Source organism: Xenorhabdus thuongxuanensis, assembly GCF_001908095.1.
Classification (GTDB): domain Bacteria; phylum Pseudomonadota; class Gammaproteobacteria; order Enterobacterales; family Enterobacteriaceae; genus Xenorhabdus; species Xenorhabdus thuongxuanensis.
This window is the reverse complement of the sequence record NZ_MKGR01000013.1, coordinates 45,954-61,998: the sequence shown is the minus strand read 5'-3', so window position 1 is coordinate 61,998 and position 16,045 is coordinate 45,954. Positions and strand designations below refer to the sequence as shown.

The window sequence follows — 16,045 nt, the reverse complement described above, 5'->3', positions numbered from 1 at the left end:
TCCTATAGCAAAAAGCTTATGTGCTTGAATGGCATATATGATAAGTTGCATATTCCGGTTTAAAAACCCCATAATCAGCAACTATTTGTTGCATAAATCGATCTAATTAGGGCGAAAAATAGGTTGGCGAAATGGATAGGATCACCGCAGCACAAGTGTTTATTACGATTGTCGAACAGGGCAGCCTAATTGCAGCAGCAGAGCGATTGGATATGTCGAGGGCAATGGTATCGCGATATTTGGCTGAAATGGAAAAGTGGGCAGGTGTTCGCTTATTGCATCGTACGACACGTAAAATTAGCCTGACTTCGGCGGGTGAGAGTGCTTATCAACGTAGCCTTAAGTTAATGGAATTAGCAGAAGGAATGCCTGTACAGCAATCTTTGGAAGCACAAACCCTAAGAGGATTGCTGCGAGTGAGTTGTTCCCAGTCGTTAGGCATCAGTGCGCTGACTGTTGCTATTCCTGAATTTATGCGGATGTATCCACACATTGCCGTCAATTTGCAAATGGATAATAAGGTTGTCAATTTGATAGAAGAACGCATTGATTTGGCGATCCGTATTACCAATAATCTGGAGCCAAATCTGATCGCTCGCCCATTATCGACTTGCCATTCCATCGTTTGTGCTGCGCCGTCTTATTTAGCGGGAAAATCTATTCCCAACAATCCTATGGATTTAACATCACATAATTGCCTGACTTATAACTTTTTCGGCAAAAGCTTGTGGGTATTTGAAAAACAGCATGAGCACTATTCAGTCCCTGTCAGTGGTACGTTAAGTGCCAATGAATCAACTGTATTAATGGAAGCTGCTTTGCAGGGCGCTGGAATTGCAATGCAGCCTTACTATTCAGTTTCTTCTTATTTGATGTCAGGGCAGTTAGTTGAGCTGCTGCCTGATTACCAACCTCAAGCAATGGGGATCTATGGTATTTATACCAGCCGCCAGAATATGCCAGCGACTTTACGTGCACTGTTGGATTTTCTGGTGGATTGGTTTGCTACATCACCTCATTGGCAGCAATTAATGTTGAAACGCTAATGTCAATTTTTCGGCAAATAGAGCAGCCTGTTGTTTTAAATGGGTAATGAAAGCCTTGACGGGCTCTGAGGAGGGGCGATGTATGGGTTTGATTAAACTTACTGTGAATGGAATGTCGATACTGAATGGCCGAATGCAAATTTTTGCGCTGTTATCTAAATAATCCAATGCAGTTAGCGGATTTACGATGGATAGGCCAATGCCTTCGTTAATCATGGCACAAATTGAGGCTGCGCTATGGGTTTCCATTACCATCTTGCGATTGATTTGATGCTCAGTAAAGATTGTATCAATGAGTTGCCTGTAACTGTCTGTGATCGAGAGGCTGATAAATTTTTGATTGTGAAAATCTGCTGGCGTCAGTTGTGATTTTTGACCGAGTGGATGATTAATGGGTAAGACACAAACTTCATTTAAGGTTATCAACGTTTCTCGTTCAGTACCTGCTGGAGTCTGCAAATGTTCGGTTAAGCCAATATCATGGCGCTGTGCTGAAAGCCATTCTTCCAAAAGGGGAGATTCTTGTGGAATGATGGTCAGCCTGGCTTCAGGATAGTGTTCGATAAAACTGCAACAGGCTTTTGGCAGCAGAGATTGGGAGAACATGGGCAGGCAAGCGATGGATAATTGTGCCTGTTCAAATTGTCGGATACTGCCAGCCGCATTGATTATTCTTTCCAGCCCATAATAAGAGCGTTGAACCTCTTCGAATAGCCGTAATCCTTGCGCGGTGGGAAACAGACGCCCTTTTATTCGATCAAACAATTTAAATTTCAGTAATTGTTCAAGGCGTGCAAGTTCACGGCTGACCGTGGGCTGGGATGTTTTTAGTAGTAACGCTGCATCAGTCAGGTTCTTAGTGGTCATTACAGCATGGAAAATTTCAATGTGTCGCCATGAACAGGAGTGCATAGATTTATCTCATTGAATAAAAAATACGCATAACAATATCACAAATGAATAGACTATGGCTAAATGGATATTTTTCTTCCTGTCTTGTTATTGTCAATAATAAAGAATCTGCTGATTTTGTGAGACGCTTCAATGACTATATCGACCTTAATTCATGGTATGGGGAAACATTTTACCCCTGATAATCTACTCCGTTTGCCAATTCAGTACGGAACACCATTGTGGCTTTATGATGGCGATAGCATCATCAAACAAATCAAAAAATTAAAACAGTTTGACGTCATTCGGTTCGCACAGAAAGCGTGTTCCAATACCCATATTTTACGCTTGATAAGAGAGCAGGGTGTGAAAGTTGATGCGGTGTCATTGGGTGAAATCGAGCGGGCGCTTTATGCAGGTTTTAAACCTGGCCGCGATAAGTCAGAGATTGTGTTCACGGCGGATGTGATTGATGAGGCAACATTGTCGCGTGTCATTGAGCTGGATATTCCGGTCAATGCCGGTTCTATTGATATGTTGGCACAAATTGGTGAACGTCAGTCTGGTCATCCGGTGTGGTTACGTATCAACCCCGGATTTGGGCATGGGCATAGCCAAAAGACCAATACTGGTGGCGAAAATAGCAAACATGGGATCTGGTTTCAGGATCTCCCTCTGGCAATTGCAAAAATTCATCAATATGGTTTGAAGTTAGTGGGATTGCATATGCACATTGGTTCAGGGGTAGATTATCAGCATCTCTCAAATGTCTGTAATGCTATGGTGGAGCAGGTCATGCTGTGTGGGGTGGATATTCAAGCTATTTCCGCTGGCGGTGGCTTATCTATTCCTTATAAGGACGGTGAAGAGTCAGTCGATACCGAACATTATTACAGCTTGTGGCATGAGGCTCGCCAACGTATTGAGCAACATCTGGGGCATCACATTGAGCTGGAAATTGAACCTGGGCGTTTTCTGGTTGCTGAGGCAGGGATCTTGCTGGCGGAAGTACGGGCGGTTAAATCTATGGGTAATCGACATTATGTGCTGGTGGATGCGGGTTTCAATGAGTTAATGCGTCCGGCGATGTATGGCAGTTATCACCGTATTTCTGTGTTGCCGGTAAATGCGCTGCCGGCGACTACATTGTTAGAAACCATCGTTGCGGGGCCGTTATGTGAATCAGGCGATGTGTTTACACAGTTGGAAGGTGGGGAGGTTGTGTCACGTATGTTGCCTCATGTTAACGTCGGGGATTATCTGATTTTTCACGCTACCGGCGCTTACGGTGCTTCTATGTCTTCAAATTATAATAGCCGCCCTTTGATCCCTGAAATTTTGTTTACTGAGGGAGAGGCGCGTTTGATCCGTCGTCGCCAGACCATCGAAGAGTTGTTATCACTAGAATCCATTTAAATAAAAACGGGGCGCCGGTGCCCCGCTTCTTAGTCCCATATGTTGTATGAATTAGGCTTTCAGGCCAGCATCAGGCAGCTTTATTTTGACGCTGACTTTCAGGCTTTTTTGCTGGATTGGGTACAGCGAATGCATTTGGCTCAAATTCATCGACATTGATTGAACGTAATCGACTGTTTTCAGCTCGTTTCAGGATATCTGCTTCTTCCTGGCTGATTTTGTTCTCTGTCTGTGCCTGCTTAGCTAATTCATCCAAACGTGTGAAGCTTAGGTTTCTGCCTGCCTCGCGGCTCAAGCGAACATAAATTGGCTCTGCGGCGATGATATCAAGCAATGCTTCTTCCAGTAACCCGTGAGGGTTATGCTCACTTGGTGTCAGATATTGCCCACGTCCAATCCGGCTACGGGTTGCGGAAGGAGTCTGTAATATCTGAGCTAGTTTGTGATCCAATTTATCAGATGGTGCGGTATGTACACGTCCCAGAGGGAAGATAATTACTCGCATTAAACCTGCAACCAAACGGTTAGGGAAATTGCGTAGTAAGTCATTCATGGCCTGTTCCGCTTGATTCAGGCTATCTTCTACTGCCCATTGGATCAATGGAAAATCTTCTTTCTGGCGTCCTTCATCTTCATAGCGTTTCAAGGCCGCAGAAGCCAGGAAGATTTGGCTCAGAATGTCCCCTAAACGAGCTGAAATGCGTTCACGGCGTTTCAGACTGCCCCCCAATATTCCCATTGAAACATCAGAGAGTAGGGCAAGGTTAGCGCTTAAACGGTTGATCTTTTGGTAGTAACGGCGAGTAGCATCATTAACTGGTGAACGACTGGTTCTGCCTTTAGTAATACCAAGCCACAGGCTGCGCAGAGTGTTGCTGGCAACATGGCCCAAGTGACCAAATAGAGCTTTGTCAAAGTGTTTCACATTGTTGCTTTCTGCTGCGGCGATTTCAGCCAATACATAAGGATGGCAACGGATTGCACCCTGGCCAAAGATGATCATGCTACGGGTCAGGATATTCGCACCTTCAACAGTAATAGCAATGGGTGCACCCTGATAACCGCGAGCAAGGAAGTTAGATGGCCCAAGACAGATGCCTTTACCGCCAGCGATATCCATGGCGTCAATAAAAGAACGTTGACCTCTATGCGTACAATGGTATTTCACGATAGCAGACAGAACCGACGGTTTTTCACCCAACATGATACCGCTAGTGATCATGGTTGCGGCCGCATCCATCAAATAAGCATTACCTGCGATACGTGCCAGTGGCTCTTCGATACCTTCCATTTTACCGATAGGTAGCTTGAATTGACGGCGAATATAGGAATAAGCACCAATTGCCATAGCTGCACTTTTCAATCCCCCTGTTGCGTTGGATGGCAAAGTAATACCACGGCCAACCGACAGACATTCAACCAGCATACGCCAGCCCTGGCCTGCCATTTTCGGCCCACCAATGATGTAATCGATAGGAACGAAAATATCTTTACCACGGGTTGGACCATTCTGGAATGGGATATTCAGAGGGAAATGGCGGTGACCAATTTCAACGCCTGGCGTATTGGTTGGGATCAAAGCACAAGTAATTCCCAGCGATTCAGTATCGCCCAGTAGATGATCCGGATCATACAGTTTAAATGCCAATCCCAGCACGGTAGCGATAGGGGCAAGGGTAATGTAACGTTTATTCCAATTCAGGCGCATCCCAAGAACTTGTTCGCCTTGCCATTCACCCATACAGACAACGCCGGTATCAGGAATAGCTCCGGCATCTGAACCGGCTTCCGGGCTGGTCAAAGCAAAGCAAGGAATTTCTTCACCACGGGCAAGTCCAGGCAAGTAACGTTTTTTCTGTTCATCTGTACCGTAGTGTTGCAGCAATTCACCTGGTCCCAAGGAGTTAGGTACGCCAACAGTAATTGCCAGAATACCTGATACGCCGGACAGTTTTTGCAATACCTGAGATTGAGCATAAGCGGAAAATTCCAGGCCACCATATTCTTTCTTGATGATCATGGCAAAGAAACGGTGTTCTTTCAGGTAGGCCCAAAGCTCAGGTGGTAAGTCAGCCAATTCATGAGTGATTTGGAAATCATTTGCCATGCGGCAGGCTTCTTCTACTGGACCATCAATAAAAGCTTGTTCTTCAGCAGATAACTGCGGCTTTGGATAGTTATGCAGTTTTTGCCAGTCAGGATTACCACGGAATAGATCGCCTTCCCACCATGTAGTTCCTGCATCAATGGCTTCTTTCTCTGTTTTGGACATGCTTGGCATAACCTTACGGAAGGCTTTTAGGCCAGGTGCAGAGAATAAAGATATACGTACAGGTGTAAACACAAGAGGGAATAGGACGATGACGAGTGGTAACAGCAGCCAGTAACTCCAAAGGCCAGTTATACCCATAACGAACGTATAGGCAACAAGCAGTAAGCTACTGAGAGTCAGGCTGACTTTGTGGTAACAAAGCCCACCAATCAAGACTAAAAATAAGATAATGCTGAAAGCGGTCATAGTAAAACTCCTGTAAATCTCAGGTTGAGTCGTCAGAGGTCTGACCTGTTGTGATGTCCTTCTTTTTTAGATGAGGAAAGTGTATTTATCAATATATTTACATCTTAATTACAATCCAGCTCACAAAGTCGTGTTAGTTTTGCAAACGATAATTCTTGCAAGATGTGATGATATCTTCTTTCAAATAGGGGAATCCGTTACACTTGTTGACTGACATTATTAATCCCGAAGACTTTTCAGGAGTATGAGTTCCATGTATCAAGAACTGATCCGCAGTGAATTATCCGAAGCCGCAGATACGTTAGCTAACTTCCTCAATGATGATGCAAATATCGATGCCATTCAAAAAGCGGCGGTTTTGTTGGCTGATTCATTCAAGGCAGGAGGAAAAGTGCTTTCCTGTGGTAATGGTGGCTCGCATTGTGATGCCATGCATTTTGCTGAAGAATTGACAGGTCGTTACCGTGAAAATCGTCCGGGATATCCGGCCATTGCGATTTCTGACCCTAGCCACTTATCTTGTGTGAGCAATGACTTTGGCTATGATTATGTATTTTCCCGCTATGTTGAAGCAGTCGGTCAGAAAGGTGATGTACTGTTGGGCATTTCAACGTCAGGAAATTCTGGCAACATCATTAAAGCGGTTGAAGCAGCCCGTGCCAAGGGGATGAAAGTCATTACACTGACTGGCAAGGATGGTGGAAAGATGGCAGGAACGGCAGATGTTGAAATTCGAGTACCACATTTTGGTTATGCAGATCGTATCCAGGAGATCCACATCAAAGTCATTCATATCTTGATTCAATTGATTGAAAAAGAAATGGTAAAAGCCTGATTGCTTTTCGTTAGGAATTGGCGTTAGGGGTAGTCAATGTGTGAATTACTTGGCATGAGTGCCAACGTGCCAACAGATATCGTTTTCAGTTTGAGTGGTCTCATTCAGCGTGGTGGGCATACCGGTCCACATAAAGACGGCTGGGGAGTTACTTTCTATGAGGGATTGGGATACAGGACATTTAAAGATCACCAATCCAGTTGCCATTCACCTGTAGCTCGATTTGTACAAGGCTATCCAATCAAATCAGAAGTGATTGTTGCCCATATTCGTCAGGCAAACAGTGGTAATGTTTCCTTGGCCAATACCCATCCATTTACCCGTGAACTGTGGGGAAGATATTGGACTTACGCCCACAATGGTCAGCTTAAGGGATACAGTAAGCTGAAAACGGGTAATTACCGGCCGGTTGGTGAGACGGACAGTGAATGGGCATTTTGCTGGATATTGCATCAATTATCGCTGAAATATCCTAAGCGACCTTCTAATTGGTCTGCTGTATTTAAATTTATTGCTTCCCTGGCGGATCAACTGAGAAAGAAAGGTGTTTTTAATATGCTGCTGTCAGATGGACAGTTTGTTATGGCTTACTGTTCAACTCAATTGCATTGGCTTACTCGTCGCGCCCCTTTTGGCAGGGCTAAATTACTTGATCAGGATGTTGAAATTGATTTCCAGCAGCATACCCAGCCAGGGGATGTAGTATCCGTAATTGCCACCCAACCTTTAACCGGAAATGAAGTTTGGCACCGTATTGAATCAGGTGACTATGCGTTATTTCATCTTGGAGAGAGAATAATTTGATTCCCTGTGCCAAAAGAGTGATTAGTTTCCTAGTTCTATATTTATATTAACAACATATTGCCCGCCTATTACGCTAACTGTGCAGGAATGCTAGTTTGAGCAAAATACTCATAGGCGGGCTGTAACTGTTACTAAAACGGGTAATTGTCGTTATTTTGGTGCCACTTCCATTAAATTCCCGCCGGAATATCCTTGTGATTTATCAAACTCTCTAGCCCTTGTGAAGTTACTTTTTGATTGAAAATTGCCATGACGTAGGGAAAAGTGATAGAAACATTCGCCTTTATCGAGTAGTTGACGGTTTAGCAGAGAAATTATTCTTATTTGCTTGAACTAAGTCACTTCATTAGTCAGACAGTCAGTGGGGGAGATGTTAGAATTACTCCGGCGAAAATTAAGAGAAACTTTGTAACGATTATCGGAGTGAATGACTTGAGACATACTATTGCTCAAGGTTTTTTGTATTACTAGAGTCGCTGCATTACCTCACGGGAATACCGCAAGGTAGTCTGTAGTATATGATTTAACTGATAAACTTGTGCAAATCTTATGATTAAAATTAAAAAAGGACTCGACCTCCCGATAGCAGGAGCGCCTGCCCAAGTTATAGAAGATGGTCCAGCAATTCGCCATGTTGCTTTACTGGGTGAAGAATATGTTGGAATGCGTCCTTCTATGCTGGTTAAGGAAGGTGAGCATGTCAAAAAAGGGCAAATTCTTTTTGAAGATAAGAAGAATCCAGGGGTTGTTTTCACTAGTCCCGTAAGCGGGAAAATTGTTACCATTGGACGTGGTGAACGTCGTGTTTTGCAATCCGTTGTGATTGAAATAAGTGGCGATGAGAAAGTCACATTTGATCACTACGAGCGTGCTGAGCTTGCTGGCTTGAGCCGTGAACAAGTAGAGAAAAATCTGCTTGTATCAGGATTGTGGACAGCGTTGCGTACACGTCCTTTCAGCCGTACCCCTGTCCCCGGTTCCACACCAAAGGCCATCTTTGTTACGGCAATGGATACCCAGCCACTGGCTGCTGATCCACTCGTCGTTATCGCAACTCAGGAAGAGGCTTTTGTTGATGGCCTGAATGTTCTATCAACATTGACAGAGGGGAAAATCCACGTTTGTTACGGCGCTGGAAATATTCCAATAGTGGGAAATAACGCTCAAATCACCTACAACCAGTTTACTGGTCCACACCCAGCCGGTTTGGTGGGCACTCATATTCATTTTATTGAACCTGTTAGTGCCCAAAAAATGGTTTGGCATCTGGGTTATCAGGATGTTATTGCTATCGGTAAACTGTTTACTACGGGTGAGCTTTATGCTGATCGTGTGGTATCTCTGGCAGGACCGCAGGTTAAATCGCCACGCTTGGTACGTACCCAGTTGGGCGCAGATTTGCTTGAATTGACGCAAAATCAATTGCAAGAGGGTGAAAACCGTATTGTTTCTGGTTCCGTACTGTGTGGTACAAAATCAGATGACGTTCGTCATTACCTTGGCCGCTTCCATACGTTAGTTTCTGTACTTGCTGAAGGTCGGGAAAAAGAGCTGTTTGGTTGGATTGCGCCAGGCGCTAATAAGTTCTCGATTACCCGCACCACAATCGGCCACTTCCTGAAAAAGAAACGTTTTGCTTTCTCAACCACAACAAACGGGGGGGAACGTTCCATGGTGCCAATTGGCAACTATGAGCGTGTAATGCCACTGGATATCATGGCAACTCACCTACTGCGTGACTTGCTTGCAGGTGATTCTGATAGCGCTCAGGCGTTGGGTTGTCTGGAGCTGGATGAAGAAGATTTGGCATTGTGTACCTATGTTTGTCCAGGCAAATATGAGTACGGTCCAGTACTGCGTGAAGTACTGACTAAGATTGAGCTGGAAGGGTAATTCATGGGCCTGAAAAATTTATTTGAAAAAGTAGAGCACCACTTTGAGGCCGGTGGCAAACTGGAAAAGTATTATCCTCTCTATGAGGCAGTAAGCACCGTTTTCTATACGCCGGGCACAGTGACAAAAGGGAGTGCCCATGTCCGTGATGCCATCGATCTCAAACGCATGATGATCTTGGTGTGGCTGTCTGTTTTCCCTGCGATGTTTTGGGGCATGTATAATGTCGGGAATCAGGCAATACCCGCCTTGACTCATTTATATAACGGAGATGCCTTACAGCAAGTTCTGGCTTCTGATTGGCATTACATGCTTGCTCAGTATCTTGGTGCGTCATTAACTCCAGATGCAGGGTGGGGCAGTAAAATTCTGTTGGGAGCGACCTACTTCCTGCCAATTTATGCGGTTGTATTTGTTGTGGGTGGCTTTTGGGAAATTTTGTTTGCCATTATCCGCAAACATGAAATCAACGAAGGTTTCTTTGTTAGTTCCATTCTGTTCGCACTGATTGTTCCACCAACACTGCCATTGTGGCAGGCGGCTTTGGGGATTACTTTTGGCGTAGTGATTGCGAAAGAGATTTTTGGGGGGACTGGTCGTAACTTCCTAAACCCAGCTTTGGCGGGTCGTGCTTTCCTGTTCTTTGCTTATCCAGCCCAGATTTCAGGTGATTTGGTTTGGACTGCGGCTGACGGTTTCTCTGGTGCAACGCCTTTGTCCCAATGGGCAACTGCGGGTAGCCATGGTCTGATAAATACCATTACCGGACAACCAATCACTTGGATGGACGCTTTTATTGGTAACATTCCAGGTTCAATTGGTGAAGTATCCACTTTGATGATTTTTATCGGTGGTGCCATCATTCTGTTTGCCCGTATTGCTTCATGGCGCATTGTTGCTGGTGTGATGATCGGTATGATTGCAACGTCTTACCTGTTTAATGCGATTGGTTCTAACACTAACCCAATGTTCGCTATGCCGTGGTACTGGCACATGGTTCTGGGTGGCTTCGCTTTCGGTATGATCTTTATGGCGACTGATCCTGTATCCGCAGCGTTTACGGATAAAGGGAAATGGGCATACGGTATCCTGATCGGTGTGATGTGCATTTTGATCAGGGTTGTAAACCCAGCGTATCCAGAAGGAATGATGTTGGCGATCTTGTTCGCTAACCTGTTCGCGCCACTGTTCGATTATCTGGTCGTACAGGCCAATATTAAGCGGAGAAAAGCCCGTGGCTGATAATAAACCAAAAAATAATGATAGCATCGGCAGAACATTCCTCGTTGTTTTTGTACTGTGTCTTGTATGTTCGATTGTGGTTGCTGGTTCAGCCGTAGGTTTGAAAGCGCAGCAGCATGAACAAAAGCTACTGGATAAGCAGCGTAATATTCTGGATGTGTCTGGTTTGCTAAAACCTGGCATGACAACTGAGGAAATTAAAGAAGTCTATAACAGCCGTATCCAGCCTGAATTGCTTGACTTGAAAACAGCGATGTTGAAAGAAAGCAAAGGCAATTTTGACCTGAATAATGCCCTGCGCAGTGACGAAACTAGTATTGCTTTGTTACCTGAGCAAGATCTGGCGAAGATCCGTCGCCGAGCTAATATGGCCGAAATTTATCTGGTTAAGGATGAAAGCGGTAAAACGACTGAGCTGGTTTTGCCAATATATGGTTCTGGCCTGTGGTCAATGATGTATGCCTTTATTTCCATCGATATAGATGGTGTCACATCTCACGGCATCACGTACTACTCTCATGGTGAAACCCCTGGTTTGGGGGGGGAAGTTGATAACCCACAGTGGCGTAAGCAGTGGGTAGGTAAAAAACTCTATAACCCGCAAGGTGTTCCGGCACTTAAGATCGTTCGTGGCGGTGCAGGTGATAACCCTTACGGTGTAGATGGGCTGTCCGGAGCAACCCTGACTTCTAACGGTGTTCAGCATATGTTTGATTTCTGGCTGGGTGATAACGGTTTTGGTCCGTTCCTGAAAAAAGTACGTGAGGGAGCCTTGAAAGATGGCTGATAGTAAAGAGATAAAACGCGTCCTGCTTGGGCCGCTGTTTGATAATAACCCAATTGCATTGCAGGTTTTGGGGGTGTGTTCAGCGCTGGCTGTTACCACCAAATTGGAAACTGCGTTAGTCATGACTATTGCAGTTACACTGGTAACAGCATTTTCTAGTTTTTTCATTTCATTAATTCGTAATTACATCCCTGGCAGTGTGCGAATCATCGTACAGATGGCGATTATTGCGTCTCTGGTTATCGTCGTAGATCAGATCTTACGGGCTTACGCCTACGAAATTTCCAAACAGCTATCGGTGTTTGTTGGACTTATCATCACGAACTGTATTGTCATGGGACGTGCTGAAGCCTATGCCATGAAAGCACCACCCGTTGAAAGTTTTATGGATGGTATCGGTAATGGTTTGGGCTATGGCGTTATTCTGTTGTTGGTTGGTTTCCTGCGTGAACTGTTTGGTTCAGGAAAATTGTTCGGTATTACGGTGCTGGAATCTGTCAAGAATGGCGGTTGGTATCAGCCAAATGGCTTGTTCCTGCTGGCACCGAGCGCATTTTTCATTATTGGTATGTTGATTTGGGGTTTGCGGACTCTGAAACCTGCGCAGATTGAGAAGGAGTAACAAACAAAATGGAGCATTATATTAGTTTGTTTGTCCGCGCAGTCTTTATCGAGAATATGGCGTTGTCTTTCTTTCTCGGTATGTGTACGTTTTTGGCGGTATCAAAAAATGTTAAAACGGCCTTTGGCCTCGGTGTGGCTGTAACAGTCGTATTGGGAATTTCCGTGCCTGCTAATAACCTCGTCTACAATCTGGTACTCCGTGATGGAGCGTTGATGGATGGGGTGGATTTGAGCTTCCTGAATTTCATTACCTTTATCGGGGTAATTGCTGCACTGGTACAAATTCTGGAAATGATCTTAGACCGTTATGTTCCAGCACTTTACAACGCATTGGGAATTTTCCTGCCGTTGATTACGGTGAACTGTGCAATTTTCGGTGGTGTTTCATTTATGGCACAGCGTGACTATAACTTCAGTGAATCCATTGTATACGGTTTCGGTTCAGGTATGGGCTGGATGCTGGCAATTGTTCTGATGGCTGCTATCCGTGAAAAAATGAAATATGCGGATGTTCCGGCAGGTCTGAAAGGATTGGGGATCACCTTTGTCACCACCGGTTTGATGGCATTGGGCTTTATGTCCTTCTCCGGTGTGCAGCTTTAAAGGCGAGAAGAATTCATGGATATAATTATTCTAGGCGTAGTCATGTTTACCCTGATTGTGTTGGTACTAACGGCAATGATTTTGTTCGCAAAATCGAAGTTAGTGAACACCGGGGATATTAAAGTTGAAATCAATGGCGATGAGGATAAAAGTTTCTCTGCTCCTGCCGGTGATAAGTTGTTGGGTATGCTTTCCAGCCAGGGGATTTTCGTCTCCTCTGCGTGTGGTGGCGGTGGTTCTTGTGGCCAGTGTCGGGTGAAAATTAAGGAAGGCGGTGGTGATATCCTGCCAACGGAGCTTTCCCACATCAACAAGCGTGAAGCAAAAGAAGGCTGCCGGTTGGCATGTCAGGTCAATGTTAAACAAGACCTGAAAATCGAATTGCCAGAGGAAATTTTCGGTGTTAAGAAATGGGAATGTGAAGTTATCTCCAACGATAACAAAGCCACTTTCATTAAAGAATTGAAGCTGAAAATTCCTGATGGGGAAGTGGTGCCATTCCGTGCTGGTGGTTACATTCAGATTGAATGTCCGCCCCACGTTGCCCGTTACGCTGATTATGATGTTCCACAAGAATATCGTGAAGATTGGGATAAATTTAATCTGTTCCGTTATGTCTCCGAAGTCAAAGAGCCGACGGTTCGTGCGTATTCCATGGCGAACTATCCAGAAGAGCATGGCATTATCATGCTAAACGTACGTATTGCAACGCCCCCACCAAGAAACCCAGATGTTGCTCCGGGTATCATGTCTTCTTATATTTGGTCGCTGAAAGCGGGTGATAAGGTGACGATTTCTGGTCCGTTTGGTGAATTCTTCGCGAAAGACACTGATGCAGAAATGATCTTCATCGGTGGTGGTGCAGGTATGGCGCCAATGCGTTCTCATATCTTCGACCAGCTTAAGCGATTAAGCTCTAAGCGTAAGATCTCCTTCTGGTATGGTGCGCGTTCTAAGCGTGAAATGTTCTATACCGAAGATTTTGATCAGTTGGCAGCAGAAAATGAGAACTTCACATGGCATGTGGCATTGTCAGATGCTCTGCCGGAAGATAATTGGGATGGCTATACAGGCTTTATCCACAATGTATTGTATGAAAACTACCTGAAAGATCATCCGGCACCTGAAGACTGTGAATTCTATATGTGTGGGCCTCCAGTCATGAATGCTGCGGTGATTAAGATGTTGAAAGACCTTGGCGTAGAAGATGAAAACATCATGTTGGATGATTTCGGCGGCTGATGGTATACCCAATAAATTTCGGGTTGTAGCTAACAAAGTGATGGCTTGAAAAATAAAGGGCGTATAACACGTTTTAATGACAATGAGTTAACGATAAGTGCCCACAAAATGTGGGCGCTGCTATTTAAAAAAGCCACAATAAGTCAGAAAGAGTAAGTTATGCTGAGTAAAAAAATTATCAATTGGGGGGCATTGCTGTTTGCAACTATGATGCTTGTGGCATGTGATGGCCCTAAGCAGCAAAACCTGAATGGACAGACAATGGGGACTTATTACTCCGTTAAATATGTTGCTGATTCGTCTGCACCTGCTCCAGAAGTTCTGCAAAAAGAGATTGATCGTCTGTTGGAAGAAGTGAACGATCAGATGTCCACTTATCGGCCAAATTCTGAATTGAGTCGTTTTAATCAAAGCCGTGAAGTGAATAAACCGTTTCCAGTATCTGCTGCTACGGCAAAAGTGGTCAAAGAAGCTATTCGAATTAATAAACTGACAGAAGGTGCACTGGATGTTACTGTTGGCCCGCTGGTAAATCTATGGGGATTTGGGCCAGAAGGACGCATTACCAAGGCGCCGACGGATAAAGAATTAGAAGTTCGCCGTGCCTGGACGGGGATTGATAACTTGTCTGTTGAAGGCAATAATTTGTTTAAATCCATTCCTGAGTTGTATGTTGACCTTTCTTCCATCGCTAAAGGTTATGGTGTTGATGTTGTCGCTGAATATCTGGAATCTCGTAACATCAAAAATTACATGGTTGATATTGGCGGTGAAGTTCGCACATCAGGCAACAATGGCAAAGGAAGTCCATGGCGGATAGCGATTGAAAAACCATCAGATAGCGGCATGGCACAAAATACTCAGGAGATCATTGAACCAGGCAATATGTCTGTAGCAACATCGGGTGATTACCGCAACTATTTTGAACAGAATGGCGTGCGTTACTCTCATACCATTAATCCGCAAACCGGCAGGCCGATAACACATAATTTAGTTTCAATTACCGTGATAGCACCGACCTGTATGAGTGCAGATGGCTTTTCTACAGGTTTAGATGTATTGGGGCCAAAGAAAGGTATGGAATTGGCTGAGAAGCTGAATATTCCGGTCTTTATGATTGTCAAAACCAAAGAGGGTTTTGAAGAGCGCTACAATACCGCCTTTAAGGCTTATTTACAGAAAAAATAAGAAGGGAGGAAAGGCGATGGAAGTCTTTATTGCCACTTTTATCTTTTTCTTGCTGGCTTTTGCTGGCATGGCGTTAGGCTATATTTTTAAGCGCAAAAGCATTCAAGGAAGCTGTGGTGGTTTGGGAAGCATCGGCGTAGAAAAAGTGTGTGATTGTCCTGAACCTTGTGATGCCCGCAAAAAACGTATGGCGAGGGAAACTGCCCGTCAAGCGCAGTTGGAGAAGAATCGCATTCTTTGACACTGCTTTTCCGTCAAGCAAATTTGCAGTTAAAACAAGTGCCCTGCTGCCAGATAAACAGCGGGGTTTTTTGTTGTTTGTTCAGGGGTGGCTGTTCAATGCGTATTAAAAAGGTGACATTCCTTGTGGGCTTGCTGCAAATAATTTTTTACCGAGCTTATTGAGATACCCAAATTTTCCGCAACCTCTTTATAACGTAAGCCCTGGAGCTGAATGAGCAGAAATGTCTGGCGGACTTTTACCGGGAGTTCATCCAGGGTCTCATCTATTTTTTCTAACTGTTCTAACAGCATAAGTTGATTTTCAGAAGAATTTGCTGAGATTTCAGATTGCTCACTGATATATTCCAGATAATGGTCTTCCAGTTTTTTTCTGCGCCAGTAATTGGACAAAGTTCTGCGCGCTATCGTCATTAAAAAGGCTTTTGGCTGGCGGATATTTTCAAGATCCGAAGATTGCATCAATTTGATGAAAACCTCATGAACGAGATCCTCAGCCTGATTAGGATAAGCACTGTTTTGTCTGATCCAGTTGCATAACCAATGATGGTAATCGGCATAGAGTTTCTGGGTGATTTGATTGTGCTCAAATGTGCTTTTTTGCACCGCCATAATGATATTGCCTGATGGGATATAACTGATAATAGTTATTATTTGTATTTGATGGGAGGAAGTCAATGCAACGTTTGGAAACCTAACCCTCTTTAGGTTAAGAG

The 16,045-nt window shown here is 44.4% G+C and carries 15 protein-coding genes; 12 read left to right on the top strand and 3 right to left on the bottom strand.

Annotated features, from left to right (window positions below; translation table 11 throughout):
* Window positions 1–131: 131 nt before the first annotated feature.
* Window positions 132–1,046 carry a LysR family transcriptional regulator gene (locus tag Xentx_RS10410; RefSeq protein ID WP_074020177.1) on the top strand — a complete coding sequence of 305 codons (915 nt, stop codon included), beginning with the start codon at window positions 132–134 and terminating at the stop codon, window positions 1,044–1,046.
* Here the strand turns inward: Xentx_RS10410 and Xentx_RS10405 are convergent.
* Window positions 1,029–1,958, bottom strand: a complete 930-nt coding sequence (locus Xentx_RS10405) for a LysR family transcriptional regulator (RefSeq protein ID WP_074020176.1) — start codon at window positions 1,956–1,958, stop codon at window positions 1,029–1,031. The genes Xentx_RS10410 and Xentx_RS10405 overlap by 18 nt on opposite strands.
* A 132-nt stretch (window positions 1,959–2,090) precedes the next feature.
* Between Xentx_RS10405 and lysA the strand changes: the two genes are divergently transcribed.
* Window positions 2,091–3,353, top strand: a complete 1,263-nt coding sequence (gene lysA / locus Xentx_RS10400; RefSeq protein WP_074020175.1) for a diaminopimelate decarboxylase — start codon at window positions 2,091–2,093, stop codon at window positions 3,351–3,353.
* A 70-nt stretch (window positions 3,354–3,423) separates the two neighbouring features.
* On the opposite strand, the gene fadE is transcribed toward lysA, so the two are convergent.
* Window positions 3,424–5,871: an acyl-CoA dehydrogenase FadE gene (fadE, locus tag Xentx_RS10395; protein WP_074020174.1), complete on the bottom strand. Its 2,448-nt coding sequence runs from the start codon at window positions 5,869–5,871 to the stop codon at window positions 3,424–3,426.
* Between the two features lie 253 nt (window positions 5,872–6,124).
* On the opposite strand from fadE, the gene lpcA reads away from it, so the two are divergent.
* The 10 genes from lpcA to nqrM all read left to right on the top strand — a co-directional run bounded on the left by lpcA (window position 6,125) and on the right by nqrM (window position 15,330).
* Window positions 6,125–6,706, top strand: coding sequence for a D-sedoheptulose 7-phosphate isomerase (lpcA, locus tag Xentx_RS10390; RefSeq protein WP_074020173.1), 582 nt, complete (start codon window positions 6,125–6,127; stop codon window positions 6,704–6,706).
* A gap of 36 nt (window positions 6,707–6,742) precedes the next feature.
* Complete coding sequence (locus Xentx_RS10385; protein ID WP_074020172.1) at window positions 6,743–7,510, top strand: class II glutamine amidotransferase; 768 nt, start codon at window positions 6,743–6,745, stop codon at window positions 7,508–7,510.
* A gap of 549 nt (window positions 7,511–8,059) precedes the next feature.
* Window positions 8,060–9,403, top strand: a complete 1,344-nt coding sequence (locus tag Xentx_RS10380; protein ID WP_074020171.1) for a Na(+)-translocating NADH-quinone reductase subunit A — start codon at window positions 8,060–8,062, stop codon at window positions 9,401–9,403.
* Window positions 9,404–9,406: 3 nt separating this feature from the next.
* Entirely contained in the window at window positions 9,407–10,645 is a 1,239-nt protein-coding gene (locus Xentx_RS10375) for an NADH:ubiquinone reductase (Na(+)-transporting) subunit B (RefSeq protein WP_074020170.1), read from the top strand.
* A complete protein-coding gene (locus tag Xentx_RS10370; RefSeq protein WP_074020169.1) occupies window positions 10,638–11,432 on the top strand; it encodes a Na(+)-translocating NADH-quinone reductase subunit C in 795 nt (264 codons plus the stop codon). The genes Xentx_RS10375 and Xentx_RS10370 overlap by 8 nt, the downstream gene beginning before the upstream one ends.
* Window positions 11,425–12,054: an NADH:ubiquinone reductase (Na(+)-transporting) subunit D gene (locus Xentx_RS10365; protein WP_074020168.1), complete on the top strand. Its 630-nt coding sequence runs from the start codon at window positions 11,425–11,427 to the stop codon at window positions 12,052–12,054. Before Xentx_RS10370 ends, Xentx_RS10365 begins: the two co-directional genes overlap by 8 nt.
* Window positions 12,055–12,062: 8 nt before the next feature.
* Window positions 12,063–12,659, top strand: a complete 597-nt coding sequence (nqrE, locus tag Xentx_RS10360) for an NADH:ubiquinone reductase (Na(+)-transporting) subunit E (RefSeq protein WP_038235359.1) — start codon at window positions 12,063–12,065, stop codon at window positions 12,657–12,659.
* Window positions 12,660–12,674: 15 nt separating this feature from the next.
* Window positions 12,675–13,901, top strand: coding sequence for an NADH:ubiquinone reductase (Na(+)-transporting) subunit F (gene nqrF / locus Xentx_RS10355; protein ID WP_074020167.1), 1,227 nt, complete (start codon window positions 12,675–12,677; stop codon window positions 13,899–13,901).
* A gap of 207 nt (window positions 13,902–14,108) precedes the next feature.
* Entirely contained in the window at window positions 14,109–15,089 is a 981-nt protein-coding gene (locus tag Xentx_RS10350; protein ID WP_415843313.1) for an FAD:protein FMN transferase, read from the top strand.
* A gap of 16 nt (window positions 15,090–15,105) precedes the next feature.
* The gene (nqrM, locus tag Xentx_RS10345) at window positions 15,106–15,330 is read left to right on the top strand and encodes a (Na+)-NQR maturation NqrM (protein WP_074020165.1); all 225 of its coding nucleotides are present in this window, start codon (window positions 15,106–15,108) and stop codon (window positions 15,328–15,330) included.
* A 95-nt stretch (window positions 15,331–15,425) separates the two neighbouring features.
* On the opposite strand, the gene Xentx_RS10340 is transcribed toward nqrM, so the two are convergent.
* Window positions 15,426–15,941 carry a sigma-70 family RNA polymerase sigma factor gene (locus Xentx_RS10340; protein WP_074020164.1) on the bottom strand — a complete coding sequence of 172 codons (516 nt, stop codon included), beginning with the start codon at window positions 15,939–15,941 and terminating at the stop codon, window positions 15,426–15,428.
* Window positions 15,942–16,045: the final 104 nt, after the last annotated feature.